19 protein-coding genes and 6 pseudogenes are annotated in these 18298 nt (G+C 74.4%); 5 read left to right on the plus strand and 20 right to left on the minus strand.

Features of this window, described 5'->3' with window-relative positions:
- Positions 1-180 precede the first annotated feature (180 nt).
- The 4 genes and pseudogenes from JNW87_RS19280 to JNW87_RS40755 all read right to left on the minus strand — a co-directional run.
- Positions 181-327, minus strand: a complete 147-nt coding sequence (locus tag JNW87_RS19280) for a hypothetical protein (RefSeq protein ID WP_161557844.1) — start codon at positions 325-327, stop codon at positions 181-183.
- 6 nt (positions 328-333) lie between these two features.
- Positions 334-522 carry a hypothetical protein gene (locus tag JNW87_RS40745; protein ID WP_146231088.1) on the minus strand — a complete coding sequence of 63 codons (189 nt, stop codon included), beginning with the start codon at positions 520-522 and terminating at the stop codon, positions 334-336.
- Positions 523-738: 216 nt separating this feature from the next.
- Complete coding sequence (locus JNW87_RS40750) at positions 739-1203, minus strand: FAD-dependent monooxygenase (protein WP_309233986.1); 465 nt, start codon at positions 1201-1203, stop codon at positions 739-741.
- A 185-nt stretch (positions 1204-1388) separates the two neighbouring features.
- A pseudogene (locus JNW87_RS40755) lies at positions 1389-1852 on the minus strand (FAD-dependent oxidoreductase); the annotation flags it as partial.
- A gap of 101 nt (positions 1853-1953) precedes the next feature.
- Here JNW87_RS40755 and JNW87_RS19305 point away from each other — a divergent pair.
- Together JNW87_RS19305 and JNW87_RS19310 are read left to right on the plus strand one after the other, a co-directional pair.
- Positions 1954-2157, plus strand: coding sequence for a helix-turn-helix domain-containing protein (locus JNW87_RS19305; RefSeq protein WP_109802195.1), 204 nt, complete (start codon positions 1954-1956; stop codon positions 2155-2157).
- Between the two features lie 7 nt (positions 2158-2164).
- On the plus strand, positions 2165-2635 hold the full coding sequence (locus JNW87_RS19310) for a Clp protease N-terminal domain-containing protein (protein ID WP_109802194.1): 471 nt from the start codon (positions 2165-2167) through the stop codon (positions 2633-2635).
- 141 nt (positions 2636-2776) lie between these two features.
- On the opposite strand, the pseudogene JNW87_RS19315 reads toward JNW87_RS19310, so the two are convergent.
- The 5 genes and pseudogenes from JNW87_RS19315 to JNW87_RS19335 all read right to left on the minus strand — a co-directional run bounded on the left by JNW87_RS19315 (position 2777) and on the right by JNW87_RS19335 (position 7336).
- Positions 2777-3221: pseudogene (locus JNW87_RS19315) on the minus strand (protein-tyrosine phosphatase family protein).
- Positions 3222-3318: 97 nt separating this feature from the next.
- A complete protein-coding gene (locus JNW87_RS19320; protein WP_109802192.1) occupies positions 3319-3978 on the minus strand; it encodes a hypothetical protein in 660 nt (219 codons plus the stop codon).
- 13 nt (positions 3979-3991) lie between these two features.
- Entirely contained in the window at positions 3992-5773 is a 1782-nt protein-coding gene (locus JNW87_RS19325; protein WP_109802191.1) for a DUF4012 domain-containing protein, read from the minus strand.
- 88 nt (positions 5774-5861) lie between these two features.
- Positions 5862-7127, minus strand: a complete 1266-nt coding sequence (locus JNW87_RS19330) for a glycosyltransferase family 4 protein (RefSeq protein ID WP_109802190.1) — start codon at positions 7125-7127, stop codon at positions 5862-5864.
- Positions 7124-7336 carry a hypothetical protein gene (locus JNW87_RS19335; protein WP_201749679.1) on the minus strand — a complete coding sequence of 71 codons (213 nt, stop codon included), beginning with the start codon at positions 7334-7336 and terminating at the stop codon, positions 7124-7126. The genes JNW87_RS19330 and JNW87_RS19335 overlap by 4 nt, the downstream gene beginning before the upstream one ends.
- Here JNW87_RS19335 and JNW87_RS40760 point away from each other — a divergent pair.
- Both JNW87_RS40760 and JNW87_RS19345 read left to right on the plus strand, forming a co-directional pair.
- On the plus strand, positions 7308-7496 hold the full coding sequence (locus JNW87_RS40760; protein WP_309233987.1) for a hypothetical protein: 189 nt from the start codon (positions 7308-7310) through the stop codon (positions 7494-7496). The two genes, JNW87_RS19335 and JNW87_RS40760, sit on opposite strands and share 29 nt — an antisense overlap.
- Positions 7403-7726 carry a hypothetical protein gene (locus JNW87_RS19345; RefSeq protein ID WP_238454164.1) on the plus strand — a complete coding sequence of 108 codons (324 nt, stop codon included), beginning with the start codon at positions 7403-7405 and terminating at the stop codon, positions 7724-7726. The genes JNW87_RS40760 and JNW87_RS19345 overlap by 94 nt, the downstream gene beginning before the upstream one ends.
- Before the next feature lie 77 nt (positions 7727-7803).
- On the opposite strand, the gene JNW87_RS19350 is transcribed toward JNW87_RS19345, so the two are convergent.
- A complete protein-coding gene (locus JNW87_RS19350; protein WP_109802189.1) occupies positions 7804-9255 on the minus strand; it encodes a polysaccharide biosynthesis tyrosine autokinase in 1452 nt (483 codons plus the stop codon).
- A gap of 188 nt (positions 9256-9443) precedes the next feature.
- Here JNW87_RS19350 and JNW87_RS19355 point away from each other — a divergent pair, with 188 nt between their 5' ends.
- Positions 9444-11300, plus strand: coding sequence for a polysaccharide biosynthesis protein (locus JNW87_RS19355; RefSeq protein WP_109802188.1), 1857 nt, complete (start codon positions 9444-9446; stop codon positions 11298-11300).
- 81 nt (positions 11301-11381) lie between these two features.
- On the opposite strand, the gene JNW87_RS19360 is transcribed toward JNW87_RS19355, so the two are convergent.
- The 10 genes and pseudogenes from JNW87_RS19360 to JNW87_RS19410 form a co-directional block, all read right to left on the minus strand.
- Positions 11382-11585 (minus strand): hypothetical protein, encoded by a 204-nt coding sequence (locus JNW87_RS19360; protein WP_109802187.1) that lies wholly within the window; start codon positions 11583-11585, stop codon positions 11382-11384.
- Positions 11582-11914 carry a hypothetical protein gene (locus tag JNW87_RS19365; protein ID WP_109802186.1) on the minus strand — a complete coding sequence of 111 codons (333 nt, stop codon included), beginning with the start codon at positions 11912-11914 and terminating at the stop codon, positions 11582-11584. The genes JNW87_RS19360 and JNW87_RS19365 overlap by 4 nt, the downstream gene beginning before the upstream one ends.
- Positions 11911-12278: pseudogene (locus JNW87_RS19370) on the minus strand (DUF1622 domain-containing protein). Before JNW87_RS19370 ends, JNW87_RS19365 begins: the two are co-directional and overlap by 4 nt.
- A gap of 72 nt (positions 12279-12350) precedes the next feature.
- On the minus strand, positions 12351-12938 hold the full coding sequence (locus JNW87_RS19375) for a TMEM165/GDT1 family protein (RefSeq protein ID WP_109802184.1): 588 nt from the start codon (positions 12936-12938) through the stop codon (positions 12351-12353).
- A 257-nt stretch (positions 12939-13195) separates the two neighbouring features.
- Positions 13196-14161 (minus strand): L-histidine N(alpha)-methyltransferase, encoded by a 966-nt coding sequence (egtD, locus tag JNW87_RS19380; RefSeq protein ID WP_109802183.1) that lies wholly within the window; start codon positions 14159-14161, stop codon positions 13196-13198.
- A gap of 55 nt (positions 14162-14216) precedes the next feature.
- Positions 14217-14961: pseudogene (egtC, locus tag JNW87_RS19385) on the minus strand (ergothioneine biosynthesis protein EgtC).
- 42 nt (positions 14962-15003) lie between these two features.
- Positions 15004-16317, minus strand: a complete 1314-nt coding sequence (egtB, locus tag JNW87_RS19390) for an ergothioneine biosynthesis protein EgtB (RefSeq protein ID WP_109802181.1) — start codon at positions 16315-16317, stop codon at positions 15004-15006.
- Between the two features lie 20 nt (positions 16318-16337).
- Positions 16338-17572, minus strand: a pseudogene (gene egtA, locus JNW87_RS19395) (ergothioneine biosynthesis glutamate--cysteine ligase EgtA).
- A gap of 154 nt (positions 17573-17726) precedes the next feature.
- Positions 17727-17885, minus strand: coding sequence for a hypothetical protein (locus JNW87_RS19400; RefSeq protein ID WP_238454165.1), 159 nt, complete (start codon positions 17883-17885; stop codon positions 17727-17729).
- A 317-nt stretch (positions 17886-18202) separates the two neighbouring features.
- A pseudogene (locus JNW87_RS19410) lies at positions 18203-18298 on the minus strand (helix-turn-helix domain-containing protein); the annotation flags it as partial.

The following is an 18298-nucleotide window of genomic DNA, read 5'->3' on the forward strand; positions in this document are numbered from 1 at the left end:
CTGGGCCGGCGCGGCCTGCGCGGGCACGACCGGCCCGACGGTCACGAGTACGGCGGCGGTGGCGGCCAGGACCCGAGCTCTCATGACCACGCAGACTAACCCGGCAAGATCGCTTGGCGGCGACCGGCCCGGCCGGGCGTTCCAGGACAATCTGTGCGATCCTCCGACACGGCGGACGGGTCACCCGGGCTGGGCGACCCGGCGGTGGGCCCGGCGGCGCCGGAGCCGGCGCACGGCCACCACGCCGAGCACCAACGCCACCAGGGCGACGCCGAACTGCCCCAGCGGCCACCACAGGGCGAGCAGCCAACGCAGCGCACCCTCCACCCACGGCTACCGGGGCGATCCGAACCAGCGGCGCAGCGCCCCGGTCAGCCCGTCGGCCGGGTCGCCGGCCCAGGCCAGGTGGCCGTCGGGGCGGACGAGGAGGGCCGCGGCCTCCAGCGCGCCCCGGGCGGGCACGACGTCGACCCGGTCGGCCCACCCCGTCGCGGCCGCCGCGGCGCCCTCGACCAGCTCCACCACCACCGGCCGGCCGGCCGGCCCGCATCCGGTCCAGGACGGCGGTCCGACCGTGCGCGAGGGTGGGCAGCAGGTCGGGCAGCCAGGCGCCGGTCGCGGGGTGCGGATCCGGTTGACCCATGTCGTACGGCTCGTCCGCGCCGGCCAGCAGGGCGGCGACGTCCCGCCGGGTGTGCTGCTGGCGGAGCAGTTCGGCGAGCAGGTCGCGGGCGGCGGTCACGTCGTCGCCGGGGGCGAGGAGCGCGAGTTGCGCGCGGGACTGGAGCGCGACCCGTCGACGACCGGCGCCCGCTCGGCCTGGTACGTGTCGAGCAGGCCGGGCGGCGCCCAGCCGCGCACCGCCGCGGCCAGCTTCCAACCGAGGTTCAGCGCGTCCTGCAGTCCGAGGTTGAGTCCGGGACCGCCGACGGCGGGGTGCACGTGGGCGGCGTCGCCCAGCAGCAGGACCCGCCCGGCCCGGTAGCTGGCGGCCTGCCGGAGGTTGACGCCGGCCAGCCGGCGCAGCAGCGGCGCCGGCCCGGTCGGGTGGCCCAGCGGGAGCGGCGCGCCGAGCACCCGGTCGACCGCGTCCCGCAGGTCGGCGAAGGTGACGGGGGCGTGGTCCGGCCGCGGGCCGGTCCACTCCATGGCGGCGACCAAATGCGCCGCGCCGGTGTCGCCGAGCCGGGCGAAGGTGAACACCCCGCCGGGAAGTCTGTGGTGGGCGTACGGCCACAGCGTCCGGCCGTCGGCAGCGCCAGGGCGCCGTCCGGGCCGAGCCGGTCGGCGGGGATGACGGCGTGGCCCAGGTGCGAGACGAACCGGTCGTCGGTGCCGCCCGGGAAGTCGATCCCGGCCTGCTTGCGGACCAGGCTGTGACCGCCGTCCGCGCCGACCAGCCAGCGGGTCCGCAGGCGCTGGTCGCCGTCGGGTGCCCGGACGGTGACCACGACGCCGTCGTCGTCCGGCGCGAACCCGGTCACCTCGTGTCCGTACCGGATCTCCGCACCGAGGGCGCGGGCGCGGTCGGTCAGCACCTGCTGGAGGCGGGTCTGGGGCACGGGCAACGCGAACAGCGGGTTGTCGGCCAGTCCGGAGAGATCGAGCGGCAGGCCGCCGAACTGGAACCAGGGCGTGGGTGCCGGCGGTCCGGGCCGCCCGGCCAGGGTTTCGTAAAGGCCGCGCAGGTCCATCGCCTGGACCACCCGGCCCATCAGGCCGTTGGCGCGCGGCTCGCCGCCGAGCCCGGGGCCGCGTTCCAGCACAGCACGGGCACGCCGGCCAGGCGCAGTTCGCAGGCGAGCAGCAGGCCGTTCGGGCCCGCACCGACGATCACCACGTCGAGGGTCATTCCGGTCCTCCTCCGGACGGGGCTGTCAGTCTGGCCTGACAACCGCGCTCCGCGTCAGTCTGGGTTGACAATCCCACCCTTGTCAATCCAGACTGACAGCCATGGAAGAGACCGAGCTCGCCGCGCGGCTGCGCTCGCACGACCCGGCCGTCGGGCTGCGCGCGGTCGGCGCGCTGCACCGCCTGGCCGAACAGGTCGAGGCGGCGGCCGTGGCGCGCGCCCGCCAGGACGGCTGGTCCTGGGAGCAGATCGGGGATGCGCTCGGCGTGTCCCGCCAGTCGGTGCACAGCAAGCACGGGAAGTGAGGCCAACATGTTCGAACACTTCGCCGCCGGCGCCCGGACGGCCGTGACCGCCGCCCTCGACGAGGCCCGGCACCGGGGCGACCGCCGCCTCGGCACCGAACACCTGCTCCTCGGCGTGCTGCACGCGCGTGAACTCGACCCGCTGGGCGCGCTCGGCCTGGACCTGCCCCGGGCCCGGGCCGCCCTGGAGGCGCTGGACGTCGCCGCTCTCGCCGCGGTCGGCATCGACGTACGCGGCGTCGAGCGGGCTCCCGTACCGCTGTCGGGCAAGCGGACCCCGTTCACCTCCGCGGCGCGGACCGCGCTGCGGCGGGCCGTCGGCGTGACCCGCGAGCAGGGCGGCCGGCGGATCAAACCGGCGCACCTGCTGCTCGCCCTGCTGGAGTGCCCGCCGCCCGACCCGGCCGCGGAAGTGTTCCGCGAGCTGGGCGTGGACCGGTCCGCGGTCCGCGCCGAGCTGCGCCCGAAGGCGGCCTGACGCCGCGACCGCGACGAACGGCCGCCCCTCGGCGCCCGGTCACGGCAGCGTCACGGCATCTACGTGCTGGACGGCGACACCGTCACGGCCCACCACCTGCGCCGGTACGTCTCCCGCTGACCGGCCGGCCCCGCCGCCCGGTCAGCGGGTGGCGGGGCGGTCGCGGGACGGGTCGATCCGCCGGAGCCAGCGCCGCTGCCACGGCGTCTCCACCGCGCGGGGATGGTGACGCGCGCGTACCCAGGCCACCGCCCGGTCCGGGGGCAGCCCGTCGAGGACGGCGAGCGCGGCCAGCGCGATGCCGGTCCGGCCGACCCCGCCCCGGCAGGCGATCTCCACCCGCTCCCCCCGCGTACGCCCGGCGCCGCGCCTCGCGCAGCGCGTCCAGTGCGTCGGCGCGGTCCAGCGGCAGCCAGAAGTCGGGCCAGCGGATCCGCCGGTACGGCCAGGCGGGGAACGGCCCGGGGGCGAGCAGCAGGGCGAAGTCGGCCGGCGAGGCGGTGTCGGCGATCCGGCGTCCACGCACCACCACCCCGCCGGGCAGGGTCACCAGCCCGGCCCGGTCCACCCAGGACTCGCCGGCCATCGCCCCATTGTGCCGCCGCCGCGAACGCCGGGATGCCCGCCGGACGGCTGTCCGGCGGGCATCCCGCTCAGGTCCGGGCCCTGCCCGGTGCGTTCGGTCAGCGACCGCCCAGTCCGAGGCGCTCGCGGCGACGCCAGGCCAGGGTGAGCAGCAGCAGCACAGCGCCGGAGCCCAGCAGCCCGCCACCGAGCTTCATCGGCGTGTTCAGGCTCGCGCCGGTGACCGGCAGGTGACCGCCCCCGTCGTGGTGCGGCGGCTTCGGCGGCCGCTTCTGATACACGACGCCGGTGACGGACGCGGTCCGGTCGGGGTCGCTCGCCTCGTCCGTGGCGGTGAAGGTGTACCGGCCGACCCTCGTGGGCGTGTAGCTCACCTCGAATTCGCCGGCGGAGTTGGCCGTCACGGAGAAGTGCAGCGGCGCCGGCTGCGGCTGCGACGACTGGGGCTTCGAGTACGCCACCGCGGCCATCGCGACGGTGCTGCCGTCGCTGCGCCGAGCCGTTCCCTGGGCGGGAGCGGCGACCGGCGGCAGCGCCGAAATGCTGACGTCGATCGTCACCGTCCCGTTGGGCGTGAAGCCACTGCCGTGCAGGGTGAACGACGCACCCAGCGGGATGGCCGTCGGGTTCAACGTCAGGAGCAGTTGGGGCACGTACCCCGGTGGCTGAGGCTGCGGCTGAGCCGCCCCCGCCGCGGTCGGCACGGCGGCCACGGCCAGGCCGACCGTGAACGCCATGATGATGCGGGATAGCCGCATGATGGATTCCCTCCTACTGATCACAGCTTGGTGCGGAAACAACTTGGGTGGTCCATGGGGTGACGGTGGGGGTGAGTTGGAGCTCGGCCGTGCCGGCGCTGGTCTTCCCGGTGAGCAGCGTGAGGTCGAGGGTCCGGGTCGCCCCGGGCTTCACCTCCACCGTCGCGACGGTCACCTGCCGCCGGCGGTCGGTCCCGCTGCCCATCGCGGCGGCCTTCCCGTCGAGCCGGCCGCCGAGCACCGCCCCGCCGGTCGGGCTGTACACCGACACGAAGGTGCGGGCGGTGTACGGATCGCCGGACAGGGCCAGACCGGTGACCGACTCGGACAGGCCCGAGCGCGGCGCGGTCGAGTGCACCGCGACCCGGAGCCGGAGCTCCCGCCGGCCGTCCGACTGGCAGTCGCCGACCGTCAGGTTCGCCGAGAACCGCAGGTAGTAGCCGAGCTTCGCGCCGCTGCCGTCGTTGAGGAACACGCCGACCGTCGGCACGGTGTCCTTCTCGGGGAGCGTCCCGGTCAACCGGCTGTCGCCCAGGACACGCTGCTCTTCGGGATGGACACTCCAGAACAATATCCGGCGTTCAGCCACAGAACGGTCGAAAGCCGACAAAAGGGCGCGAACGTTGACGTTTTTCGTCAGGAACGCGTCGAAGACCGCCGCCCCCGCGGCAGCGAAGTAGGTGTCCTGCTCCCGGGTGCCCAGGTCCCGGTACGCGTCGCTGAGCAGGGCGCGGACGACGGTGTCGCCGACCAGCGCCGGGCTGCCGGGCACCGGCACCGGGCCGGTCGCCTTGAGCAGGTAGGACAGCACCACCGGATCGACCGCGAGCACCCCGTCCACCGCGGTCCCGGTCCGTCGGCGCACCATCTCGCGGTACAGCGCGGCGGCCGTCGGGAAGTCCGGCCCGAGGTTGACGTCCGCCGGATACCGTCCCGGCAGGTCGTTCCAGAGCCGGCGCTGCTCCGGCTGCACGGGCAGGGGCGGGTCGAAGCGGGTCAGGTCGGCGCTGGTGCCCTGCCGGGTCAGCGTGACCCGGCCGTTCTCGGCCTGGATCATCGCGTAGGCGCCGAACATGCCGCCCGTCGCCCGCAGCTCGGCGGGGTTCTGCGAGACCAGGAGATAGCGCCGGGGTCCGTCGGCGCCGAGCAGCGGCGGGAGCACGCGGGCGGCCTGGTCGGCGGCGCCGGTCAGGTCGGCCAGTCGGTCGATCTCCGCGCGCAGGCTGGACAGGGCGTCCCGGAGCTGGGCGAAGAGGTCGTCGGTCGGCACCGCCGCGAGCCGGGTACGAGTTTCCTCCACCGCGCGGTCGGCTCCGGAGAGCTCGGCCGAGACCGACCGGAGGCGGGCCAGGTCGAGGCGCCCCTCGCGGGGCACCAGGCCGGCGAGGTCGGTCCGGAGCAGGGTCGGAAAGGCCCGCCGGGCGAGGTCGTCGATCGCGACCGCGATCTGGCGTACCGCCTCCAGGTCGTCACCGGCGTACGGTGACCGCTGGCCGAGCCACCAGCCCGGGTCGCCGGTCGCCGTGCGGGCCGCGTCGGCCTGCTCCTGAAGCGCGGCGAGGGTGCGCTGGGCGCGGGCGGCGTCCCCGCCGACCACGTCCACGCTGAGCTGGCGCGCCAGCCCGGCCGCGTTGAGCAGGTGGGCGCGGGCCTGCCAACCACGGAAGCCGATCCACCCTCCGGTCAGCCCGACCAGCGAGAGAACCACCAGCCCACCGAGGAGCACGCGCCGGACCAGCGCCCGGGTGCGCCGTCGGGACCTGCGCCGGCGACGCGGCACACCACTATGCGTCACACCACTCTCCCACTCCAGAAACGGACAGACATGCCAATAGATCGTTTTTTAGCATGAATGGCAGGGCAGTGTGGTGGTATTCGACTTCTTACGCTTTGAATCCCTTATGCGAACTTCGCTCGGCGCGAACCGCGGCCGGCGCCGCGCCGCCGGCCACGTCGTAGAGCATCTGCTCGATCCGGTCGACCCCGGCCCGCAGCGACATCTCCCGCAGGTAGGCCTCGCGTCCCCGCCGGCCCATGTCCACCCGGGCCGGCGGCGGGATGGCGGAGGCCAGCCAGAACCGGTCGGCCAGCGCGGCCCAGTCCTCCGGCGGGCAGGAGAGCCCGGCCCGGGCCCGCTCGACCAGCTCTACCGTGTCACCGCCGGCCGAGGCGACCACCGGCGAGGCACAGGACAGGGCCGCCTGCAGCTTCCCGGGCACCATGCCGCGCAGCTCCGGCAGGTCCCGCAGCATCACCAACTGGTAGTCCGCCGCCGCGTACAGCTCCGGCATGTCCAGCGGTGAGCGCCGCTCCACGAAGCGGACGTTGTCCGCCCGGAGTTCGGCGGCGAGCCCCCGCACCCGCCGCTCCTCCGCGCCCGAGCCGACCAGGACGAGGTCCATCCGGTCGTCCAGCGCCGCCGCCGCGCGCACCGCGGTCTCCAGACCCTGCCGTACGCCGATCGTGCCGGCGTGCATCACCACGCACCGGCCGTCCCGGCGGATCAGCCGGCGGGCGGCCCGGCCCGGCTCAGTCGGCTGGAAGATCCGTTCGTCCGTCCAGTTGAGCACGATCCGCACCCGACCCGGGTCGGCGCCGCCGTCGGAGACCAGGTCGCGCATCGACGGCGCACTGACCGCGATGCCGTCGGCCTCCGAGTAGAGCCGGCGGAGGGTGGTGCCCATCCGCCCCGACCAGCGTCGGCTGTCGACACTGCGGGACGGGTCCTCCTCGGGCCACACGTCCTGCACGTGCAGCACGGTCGGGACCCGGCCGAGCAGCCGGAGCAGGCCGGCGGCGGCGAAGGTGACCGCCGGGAGCTGGAAGACGTACAGGGCGTCGACGTCGCCGAGGTAGCGCCGGCCGGTGAGCGCGACGCTGCCGGCGAACGACAGCCAGCTGGCCATCCGCGCCCCCGCGGACCCGTCGCCCCCGGCGTACCGGGGCACCCGGCGGACCGTCAACCGCTCGCTGCGCGTCTGGTGCCGCCAGCGCTGCCGCCAGCCGGGATAGACGTGGCCGCCGGGGTAGTCCGGGAAGCCGGTGAGGACGCGGACCTCGTGCCCGCGGGCGGCCAACTCCTCGGCCAGGCTGCCGGGGATGAACGCCGGCTCCGGCGGGAAGTGGTACGACAGGATGCCGATCTTCATGCGTCGGCCCCCGGCGCGGCGCCCCGGCGGCGGACCGCCGCCACCCCGTACGATGCCGACAACCCCTCTGCGTCCGGCAGCGACCGCCGGAGCACCGCCGTCGCGGCGATCCGTCCCGCGACCGCGCCGACGAGAGGGGTGCAGATGGTCGACGGAGTGCTCTTCGTCTGCCACGCCAACATGTGCCGGTCACCGATGGCGGAGTTCATCGCGCGTCGGCTCCTCGCCGAGCATCCGGTCACGGTGGCCAGCGCGGGCACGGACGCCGTCGACGGGTGCCCATGCACCCGTACGCGATCGACGTCGCGGCCGGGACCGGCGCCGACCCCACCGGCTTCCGCGCCCGGAAGCTGCGCCCGGAACACCTGACCGCGGCCACCGTGGTGCTGACCGCGACCCGGCGCCAGCGCTCGCTCTGCACGGCGCTGGCCCCGGGTGCGCTGAACCGCACGTTCACGCTCCGCCAGTTCGCCCGGCTGGCCGCCGCGGCGGAACCGCCGAAGGACCCGGCCGCCGGCCGTTGCGGGCGGCGGTCGAGGCGGCCGCCCGCGCCCGGGGGCGGCTGCAACCCGCCGCCCCCGACGCGGACGACTGCGTGACCCGATCGGCGGTTCGCCGGCGGACTTCCGGCGGTGCGCCGAGGAGATCGAGCGGTCGATCAGACCCGTGCTGGCGCTCATCGGGACAACCGGGTGAGTTCCTGGGTCGGATCGCTCACCTGGTTCGCCCCGGCGCGATCGCCGCGTCGGGCGGCCGGCGCCCGGTCGGGGCCCGCGGCCGGCACGGACACCCGGTACGCCTCGTACTGGTAGGCGTCCGCCTTCGGCACCTTCGCCATGTTCAGCACGCAGCCGAGCAACCGGACCGAGACCGAGTTCAGCGACCGGGCGGCGGCCGCCACCTGGCTGCGCGAGGTCCGGCCCTGCTGCGTGATCAGCAGGGCGCCGTCGGCCTGCACCGCCACCACGACCCCGTCGGTCACGGCCAGCAGCGGCGCGGTGTCGATGACCACGATGTCCGCCGACTCCCGCAGGGCGAGCAGCAGGTCCGCCATCGCCTTGGAACCGAGCAGCTCGCTCGGGTTGGGCGGCGCGGACCCGCTCGGCAGCACCAGCAGGGACTTGTCGCCCCAGCGCTGGACGACGTCGCCGACCTCGACGTCGCCGACGAGGACGTCGGTGAGGCCGATCCCACCGTCGAGGCCGAGATAGTCGGCGACCTTGGGCCGGCGCAGGTCGGCGTCGATGAGCAGCACCCGCCAGCCCGCCTCGGCCAGCGCGATGGCCGTGTTGCAGGCCATGGTGGTCTTGCCCTCGCCCTGCAGAGCGCTGGTCACCGCGATGACCCGGGCCGGCTCGTGCACGTCGACGAAGCGCAGGTTGGTGCGGAGCTTGCGGACCGCCTCCGCCCGCGCCGAGTTCGCCGCCTCGCCGACGATCAGCGGCGCGTTCCGGGCGCCGCTCTCGAACGGGATCTCCCCCAGCAGGGGGCTGCCGGTCACCCGCTGGAGCGCGGCGGCGTCCCGCATCCGCACGTCGGCCAGCCCGCGGAGCACGGCGAGCGCCATGCCGAGCAGCAGCCCGAGGACGCCACCGATGACCAGGTTGCGCACCGGCTGGGGGGAGACCGGGCTGGAGCTCACCCGGGGTCCGCTGACCACCTCCAGCTTGATCGGGGCGTTCTTGGCGTCCGGCGGCGTCTCCACCTTCTGGACCAGCTCCACGAACTTGGCGGAGAGGGCCTCGGTGACCTTCAGCGCGCGGTTCTGATCGGTGTCGGTGACCGTCGCCTTCAGCAGCACCGTGCCCGCCTCGGTCGAGGTGGTGACCCGCCGCTGCACCTGGTCGGCGGTGAGACCGACCTGGCTCTCGGCCACCACGCTCTGCGCCAGCCGGTCGCTGGTGAGCAGGTCGGCGTACGACTTCACGCGCTGCTGGAGGAAGAGCCCGCCCTGGTAGGCGTCGGTGACGCCCTGGCTGGGCGTGGTGACGAAGAAGGTCACCGAGGCCACGTACCGGGGTGGACTCTGGACCGTCACGAGGGCGGCCGTGCCCAGCGCCGCCATCAGGGTGACCAGAACGATCCACCAGTGCCGTCGGATCAGGCGCAGATAGGTGCGAACGTCCATCACAACCCCCCTCGCGTCGGGTCAGTTATCCGGAAAAACTGCACGAAATCCCCCTAAAGCGCCCAGTACACGTGCCAGGATCTAAAGCACTCATCCTTCTCAGTGAACGACTCAACGAATGTAGACGATTAGACCGGCACACAAGTATCAAATCCTCCCATTTCCGGATCAGACGCAGAGGGCAGACCATGGATCGCGAAGCCACCGCCGCCGAAGCAGCCACCGCACCCCGCCCCGGGGACACCCACCGCGCGGCGACCCCGTCTCTGTTAACGCTGGACACCGTCGCCTGGTGCGCCGGATTTCTGGGTGCCGCCTGGACCCGCTTCGAATTCGACCTGACCCCGGCCCAGTCCGTCCGGGTGCTGGCCGTCGCGCTCGCCTGCGCAGCGGTGTACGTCGCGATCACCGTGATCCGCTCCCGGTTCCGCGGACGGCACCCGATCGGCAGCGCCGGCGAGGCCCGCGACCTGGCCGGCACCAGCGTCCTCGCCGCCCTGGTCACGCTGGCCGTGCTGCTGCCGACCACGGATCGGCCCGTGCCGGCCAGCACTCCCCTGGTGGGCACCGCGGTCGCCCTGCTCCTGATGGGCGCGGCCCGGGCCGGCTGGCGCGCCCACCGGGAACGCCGCCGGCGCCCGGTCCGCGGCGCCGAGCGGTGCCTGGTCTACGGGGTGGACGAGGCCAGCGAACGACTGGTCCGGGTCCTCCTCGGCGACCCGCGCAGCCGGTACGTCCCGGTCGGGCTGCTCGACGACCACCCCGGACACCACCGGCTGCGCCTGGCGGGGCTCCGCGTGCTGGGTGGCCGGGAGCAGATCGGCGAGGCCGTCCACCGGACCCGGGCGCGCACCGTCATCTTCTCGATGAGCAGCTCGGACGCCGAGCTCATGCGGGACGTGCGCAGCCGGACCCTCCAGGCCGGCGCCGCGTTCAAGGTGCTCCCCCCGGTACGCGAGCTGCTGGACCGGCCGGTGGCGGTGACCGACGTGCGGGACATGCAGATCACCGACCTGCTCGGCCGGGCGCAGCGGGTGGCCGACCTGGCGGTGGAACGCAACGGGCTGGCCGGACGCCGGGTCCTGGTCACCGGGGCGGGTGGCTCCATCGGCTCGGAGCTGTGCCGGCAGATCGCCCGCTGCGAGCCCGGTGAGCTGATGATGCTGGACCGGGACGAGTCGGCGCTGCACGCGCTGCAGATGTCGCTGCACGGCCGGGCGCTGCTGGACGGGCCGGAGCTGATCCTGGCCGACATCCGGGACACCGAGGGGATCGCCCGGGTCGTCGCCGACCGGCAGCCGGACATCGTCTTCCACGCCGCCGCCCTGAAGCACCTGACGATGCTCCAGCGACACCCCGGCGAGGCGATCAAGACCAACGTGTGGGGCACCCTGAACGTCCTGGAGGCGTGCCGGGACGTCGCCGAGTTCGTCAACATCTCCACCGACAAGGCGGCCAACCCGATCAGCGTGCTCGGCTACTCCAAGCGGATCACCGAGCGGCTCACCGCCCACTACGCGCAGCAGCTCGGCGGGGCGTACCTCAGCGTCCGGTTCGGCAATGTGCTCAGCAGCCGGGGCTCCGTGCTCACCGCGTTCCAGGCGCAGATCGAGGCCGGGGTGCCGATCACGGTCACCCACCCGGACGTCACCCGGTACTTCATGACCGTGCAGGAGGCGGTGCACCTGGTGCTCCAGGCGGCGACCATCGGCCGGGGCGGCGAGGCGCTGGTCCTCGACATGGGCGAGCCGGTCCGGATCGCCGACGTGGCCCGCCGGCTCGCCGCCGAGGCGTCCGCCCCCGCCGAGATCGTCTTCACCGGGCTGCGGCCGGGCGAGAAGCTGCACGAGCACCTGTTCGGCGCCGACGAGGCGGACAGCCGGCCGCTGCACCCGCTCATCTCGCACGTCCGGGTGCCGTCGCTCGCCCCCGACGAGGTGCGCGGGCTGGACCCGTACGGCGACCCGGACGAGCTGATCAAGCGGTTGGCCGTGCTGTGCGCGGACACCGGGGCGGCGCTGACCGCGGTGCCCGGCCCACGCTGACCGCATCGCGCGGTGGGAGGCCCGACCGGGCGGGCCGTCCCACCGCGTCCGGTCCGCGCCGCGCCCGGACGCCCCACCGGCTCAGCGCCGGCGCTCGGCCGTACGCTCCTCCTCGGTCTTCTCGGTCTCCTCCAGCGCGTCGGCGTACGGCTCGGTGAAGTCGTCGCCCGGCACCGCGATCTCCTCGGCCCGGTCCTGCTCGTCGGGGCGCCCGCCGGCCGGCGGCTCCGGGGCGGTGGGATCCCCCGCGAAGCCGTACTCGTTGGGCTCGTCGTGCCTGCTCATGGGGTTCTCCTCCGGTCCTCTCCGTGTTCGCCTCTCGCCGCCAACGCTAGGCGGTGATCGTCTCCGCCGCAGCGCGGCGGCGATGTTGGGGCCGGGCCGGGCGGCCCGGCGGCCAGGGCCGCCCAGAGGAGGTGCCGCAGCGCCACCACGGCCGCCGCCACCGCCAGCGCCGACCAGCCCCCCGCCAGGGAGAGGCGCAGCAGCCCGGCGGCGACCAGCAGGTCCAGCAGGGCCCGCAGCGCGGCGCGCCAGGAACCGGTGGTGACCAGCGCGGCGAGCCCGGCGAGGAAGGCCAGCCCGGTGGTCAGGTCCGGCAGCGGTCCGGTCACGGCCGGGCTCCCCCGCCCGGCTGGCCCACCTGCCGCTGCTCCTGGGCGATCTCCCGGCGGAGGAAGAAGTTCAGCGCGGTCCGGATGGTGGCGATCGCCGCGAGCTGCCCGATCTCGGTGAAGGAGGGCGACACCGCGGTACGCAGGATGTCCCCGGCGAGCTGGAACTCCAGGCCGAGGGTGAGGAACCGGCCCAGGGAGATCCGGATGGGGGTGAACCGGGCGCGTCGCGGTGCCGGAGTCCCACGACCACGAACCGCAACGCCGCCCAGAGCGCCCCGATGAAGATGATCAATGCGCCGGCGACCTCGACCACGGCGACCACGACCTCGTCGCCGTGGCGCAGGACCTCCGACCACCGCATCCCGAGCCGTTACCCGTCGCGGGCGGCAGTAGTCGGCGGGCCGGGCCGGCCGACCGGCCGGCCCGGGAGCTCTCAGGAGAGCTCGGCGACCGCCTCGAAGATCAGCCAGAGGCCGCAGATGGCGAAGAGCACCGCGGCGCCGTACCGGATGGCCTTCTCCGGCAGGTGCCGGCCGAGGAGCCGGCCGACCAGGATGGCCAGCGCGTCGGCGGCCACCATGCCCAGCGTGGAGCCGAGCCAGGTGCCGAACCAGCCGTACTTGGTGGCCAGGGTGATGGTGGCCAGCATGGTCTTGTCGCCCAGCTCGGCCAGGAAGAACGCGACACCGACGGCGATGATCGCCGACTTGCCGGTCTTCTCGGCCTTGCGCTTCTCCTCCTCGGTGAGCTTGTCCCCGCGCAGGGTCCAGGCGCCGAAGGCGAGGAACGCCAGACCCGCGATCAGCGAGATCCACCCGGTGGGCAGGGCCGCGTTGAGGCCGTACCCGATCGCCACCGACGCGAGGTGCACGATCGCGGTGGCGACGGTGATGCCGATCAGCACCGGCACGGGCTTGAAGCGCGTGGCGAACGTCAGGGCCATGAGTTGGGACTTGTCGCCCAGCTCGGCGACGAAGATGACGCCGAAGCTGATCACCAGCGCGACGAGGAAACCGTCCATGTGAACCTTCCCGATCAAGCCGGGAGGAGGTACAGGGGCACCCTCGACCCGGCTGCGACAGCCTGAGTCGAAGGTCTCGCCCGCCCCGGGGACCGGGGCCGCGTGGCCGGATGCGGAACGCACCAGTATGTCGACCACGACATTGGGGGCTACTCCCCTTCGCGTCGGCCAGCCTAGCCCACCCCGCCGGGCGCCGGCCGGCGCGGGTGAACAGCCTCACCCGCGGCCGCCTCCGGCGCGCCTCCCGGACCGGCCGCTCAGTCGGCCCGGGCGAGGGTTACGCCGAACAGGCCGTCCGGGTCGGTCCAGAAGGCCTCCGGGGCGAACCCGGCGCCGGTCAGCTCGGCGGTGATCCCCTCGGGCCGGAACTTCGCCGAGATCTCGGTCCGCAGCTCCTCCCCGGCGGCGAACTCGACGTCCAGGTCGAGCACCCGCACCCGCATCGGGCGCTCGGCACGCAACCGCATCTCGATCCACTCGCGCTCCGGCACCCAGGCCGCCACGTGGGCGAAGGCGTCCGGGTCGAAGTCCGCCCCCAGCGCCCGGTTGATCACCCGCAGCACGTTGCGGTTGAAGTCGGCGGTCACCCCGGCGGCGTCGTCGTACGCCGGCACCATCACCGCCGGGTCCTTGACCAGGTCGGTGCCGATCAGCAGCCAGTCGCCGGCCTCCAGCGCGGCGCGCATCGAGGTCAGGAACTCCGCCCGCTCGACCGTCAGCAGGTTGCCGATCGTCCCGCCGAGGAAGACCACCAGCCGCCGGCCGCCGGTGGGCAGCCGGTCCAGCTGCCGGGTGAAGTCGCCGACGATCCCGCGTACCCGCAGCCCCGGATAGTCGGCGGCGATCTCCGCGGTGGACTGCTCCAGGGCGCTCACCGAGACATCCAGCGGTACGAAGGTGCCCAGCCCGCCGCGACGGGTGAAGGCGTCCAGCAGCAGCCGGGTCTTCTCCGACGAGCCGGACCCCAGCTCGATCAGCGTCTTCGCGCCGGTCAGCTCGGCGATCTCGTCGGCGTGCTCGGCCAGCACGGCCCGCTCGGCCCGGGTCGGGTAGTACTCCAGCAGCCGGGTGATCTCCTCGAAGAGATGGCTGCCCCGGGCGTCGTAGAACCACTTCGGTGGCAACCACTTCGGCTCGGCGGTGAGCCCGAACCGGACGTCCTCCCGCAGGCTGCGGGCGAGGTCCTGCTCCTCCAGGTAGATCTCCAGTGGCTCCGCGCTCATGAGGTGTCCCTTCCGTTGGCGAACGTCCCTGTCCCACCTGCGAAAACTTCCGGCGTCACCCGCCCGCCAGGGCGCGGGTCCGCACCCCGGCCCGGGTGGCCACCACCAGCTGCCCCTCCGGCACCGGCCGCCAGTCGGGGTCGTCGTCTAGGGGCTCGGAGGCCAGCAGCACCGAATCCCCGGCGTCCGGACCGACAGCGCGTGCCCGGCGGCGCTGGCCACCACCGTCCGGCCATCGGTCAGCAACAGGTTCAGCCGCGAGCCGGGGGTGGCCGTGGCGACCGCCGCGACGGTCTCGGCCACCGCGACGGCCGGATCCGCCCCGGCCCGCAGCCGGTGCCGGACCAGCGCCCACAGCAGCGCCGAGTCGGTCGGCGCGTCCAGCGTGAGCAGGTCGCGTACCGGCAGGTCGGCGGCGAGCGGGACCACCGCTTCCGGCCAGCCGCGGACCACCCCGTTGTGGCTGAACAGCCAGCGCCCCTCGGCGAAGGGCGCGGCGGCGCTCTCCTGCACCGGCATCCCGACGGTGGCCGAGCGGACGGCGGCCAGCACCGCGCCGGTGACCGTGACGGCGGCCAGCTCGGGCAGCGTGGTGTCGCCCCAGAGCGGCTGGGCCCGCCGGTAGCGGACCGGGTCGCCCTCGCCCGGATACCAGCCGACGCCGAAACCGTCGGCGTTGATCGTGCCGCCGCCGCGCATGTCCCGCGGCGCCCAGGACTGCCGCAGCAGCGAGTACGGCGGGTCGTACAGCAGGGCTCGCAGGCGGACCGGCGGTCGAGGTACGCGAGATGGCGACACATCAGGCGGCACCGTCGCTCACGCCGCCGCCTCGCTCCGCTCCCTCACGCGTGTGCCTCCTCGGGCCGGGCGTCGCGGGCGCAGCGGAAGCCACTGAAGATCTGCCGCCGGATCGGGTAGTCCCAGTTGCGGAAGGTGGCCCGGCAGGCCGCCTTGTCGGTGCCGAACGAACCGCCCCGCAGCACCTGGTAGTCGTCGCCGAAGAAGACCTCCGAGTACTCGCGGTAGGGGAAGGCGGCGAACCCCGGGTGCCCCCGGAAGGTCGTCGAGGTCCACTCCCAGACGTCGCCGATCAGCTGGTGCACGCCGAGCGGCGAGGCTCCCGCCGGGTACGCGCCCACCGGCGCCGGCCACAGGTGCCGCTGCCCCAGGTTGGCGTGCTCGGCGGTCGGGTCGTCGTCGCCCCAGGGGTAGCGGCGGGACCGGCCGGTCGACGGATCCCAACGGGCCGCCTTCTCCCACTCGGCCTCGGTGGGCAGCCGCCGGCCGGCCCAGGCCGCGTACGCCTCCGCCTCGAAGAAGCAGACGTGCACCACCGGCTCGTCGTCGCGGACCGGCGACCACCGGCCGAACCGCCGGTACGCCCAGCCGTCGCCGTCGCGCCGCCAGTGCATCGGCGCGGTCAGCCCCGCCTCGGTGCGGTGCTGCCAGCCCGCCCCGCTCCACCAGCGCGGCTCGTCGTACCCGCCGTCGGCGATGAACTGGCGGTACCGGCCGTTGGTGACCGGCGCGGCGTCGATCGCGTACGCCGGCAGCTCGACGGTGCGCGCGGGGCGCTCGTTGTCCAGCGCCCACGGGTCGGTGGAGGTGCCCATGGTGAACTGGCCGGCCGGCACCAGCACCTCGTCGGCCACCCGGGCGCGCGGCTGCGGCGGCGGTGGCGCGTCCAGCACCGGCGGCCCGGAGCGCAGCTGGTGGGTGGCGAGCATGGTCTCGTCGTGCTGCTGCTCGTGCTGCACGATCATCCCGAACGCGAAGCCGTCGGCCAGCAGCCCCCGTTCGGCGAAGCAGATGCCGTCCAGCAGGTCGTACACCTTGTCCCGGACCGTGCTCACGTACGCCCGCGCCTCGGCCGGCGGCAGCAGCGGCAACGACGGCCGGTCCTTGCGGGGCTGCTTGAACGCGTCGTAGAGGTCGTCGATGTCCTGGCGGACCGCTGGGCGCCCGCCGACGTCGCGGACCAGCCAGAGTTCCTCCTGGTTACCGACGTGGGCCAGGTCCCAGACCAGCGGGGACATCAGCGGCGAGTGCTGCCGCACCAGGTCGTCGTCGTCCACCGCCTCGGTGAGCAGGGCGGTGCGGGCCCGGGTCCGCTCCAGCTCCACGGCGATCCGGCTGCGCAGCCGTTCCGCCTCCATGCCCGGCCGCTCGGTCGTCGTCACCGGTACCCCCTCTCCGCGGCGGCGCGGCGCCGCCGGATTCCTCGGCTCGTCTCGTCGTGCGTTCCCGCCGGCAGGTCCAGCTGCGGCAGGGCCGCCAGGGCCAGGTCGAACAGGGCCGCCGCCGCCTCGGCGAGCGGCCGGTCGGCGAGGCCGTACCGGGCGGCGGGGTGCCAGCGGTCGGCCACCGGGGCGGCGACGCTCAGCGCCGTCCGGTGGTGCCCGGATCGGCGAACAGGGCGGCCAGCACCGCGAGCGGCAGGGTCCACTCCCGACCGGGCTGGGCGTCCAGGTAGCGGACCTCCAGGTAGCCGCGCGGGCGTACCGGCGGGAAGAGCGTGCTGACGTGGTATTCCAGGTCGTCGGTGGTGGGTGGCCGGGGCAGCGCCCCGGCGAGCCAGTCGGCGAAGGTGACCCCGGGCGGCGGTGTCCAATCCGGACCGTCGTCGCGCAGGCAGAGCAGCGGCGCGGCGAGGACGTACTCGGTCCAGGTCGCGACCGGGTCCCGGTCGGGCCGGGCCGGGGACCAGACCGGTCGGGTCCGGGCCGGGTCGATGGCCAGCCAGGCGGCCATCCGGGCCGAGGCCCAGCCGGTACGCCGGCCGGCGTGCCGGTCCGCGGTGGCGAAGGCGGCCAGCAACGGCGGTCCCACCGCGTGCACCGCCGCCCACCGCTCGGTCAGCCGCTCCGGCTCGCCGGCGTCCAGGCAGACCTGCAGTCCGGCGGTGCTGTACATCATGGTGCGACCGGCCGGTCCGCGCCGGTCGAAGACGCAGCGCATGGCCTGGTAGCGCGGGGTTTCCACGACTGGGCTGGGGGCCCGCCAGGGGTCGATGCCGGTGTGCCCCAGGGCCAGCCCGGCGGCGTCCAGCACGGCGGTCAGTTCGGCGATGTCGGCCTCGGTGGCCAGGATCAGCGCCCCGATGGACGATCGCGGCGGGGTGGAGATCTCCACCTGCCCGCCCGGCTCCACGGTGACGCTGCCGCCGCCGGGGAGCGGCTCGGCGGGGCTCGTCCCGCCGATGGTGACGGGACTGTGCCGCCCCAGTGCCCGGCGGAGTCGTTCACGGTCGACGGGGCGGACCGGGTCCGCCCCGTCGTGCACGGTCCATTCCAGTTCGACGCCGGTGAACGTGGGTGGGCCGGTCTTGAAGCAGATCCTGGCGATGTGTCGGGCCGCCCCGGCCGTGTCCTGCAGGACGGTGGTCCGTTCCAGCTCCGGTGACATCACCAAGGGACGGCTCCCTTCTCCGTGCGGGTCCAGACCGCTGCGTCGACCGCGTTGTCACCGACCGTCATCGACCGGTGCGCCCGCGGTTCCACCATCTTCTGTCTAGCAGACGGAATCCGCGCGCCCGTAGAGATGAATTATTGTCCGGATCGGCGGCTCAGCGGACGGTGCCGGTGCTCGGCTTCCCGGTCGGCGCGGCGGGGGTGGGTCGGGTCGACCGGGCGGCTCCGCGGCTGGGCGAGGACTTCGGGCTCGCCTCCGGCACCAGCCGCAGGCAGTAGTCCTCGACGCGGTCGGCGCCGCCGGCGACGCTCACCAGATCGCCGAAGCTGGGCGTCTCCAGCGCCTTGGCGCGCTGCTCTGGCGACTTGGCGAGGTACGACCGGCAGAGCCCGGTCAGCTGCGCCGTGGTCGCCGGTCGGCCCGGTCCGGCACCGGTGGTGCCGGGTGGCCACGGACGGGCCGGTGCTGGCGGGGGTGCCCGGGCTGCTCCCGGTCGGGTCGGCCCCGCGGGTCGGCGACGGCGAGCCGTCGACGCCGGAGCTGGAGCTGCCCGGCGTGGTGGGTGCGGGTGGGGAGGTGGGCTGCTCGGGACGGTCGAGGCTGACCGCGGCGAAGGCCACGCCGGCGGTGGAGGCGGTCGCCGTACAGCTCGCGCAGCTGGCCCATCCGGTAGCGCACCGTCTGCGGGTGCACGAACAGGTCGGCCGCCACGTCGTCGCGCCGGCC

Origin of the sequence: Micromonospora sp. ATA51, assembly GCF_016802855.1 — a bacterium.
GTDB lineage: Bacteria > Actinomycetota > Actinomycetes > Mycobacteriales > Micromonosporaceae > Micromonospora > Micromonospora sicca.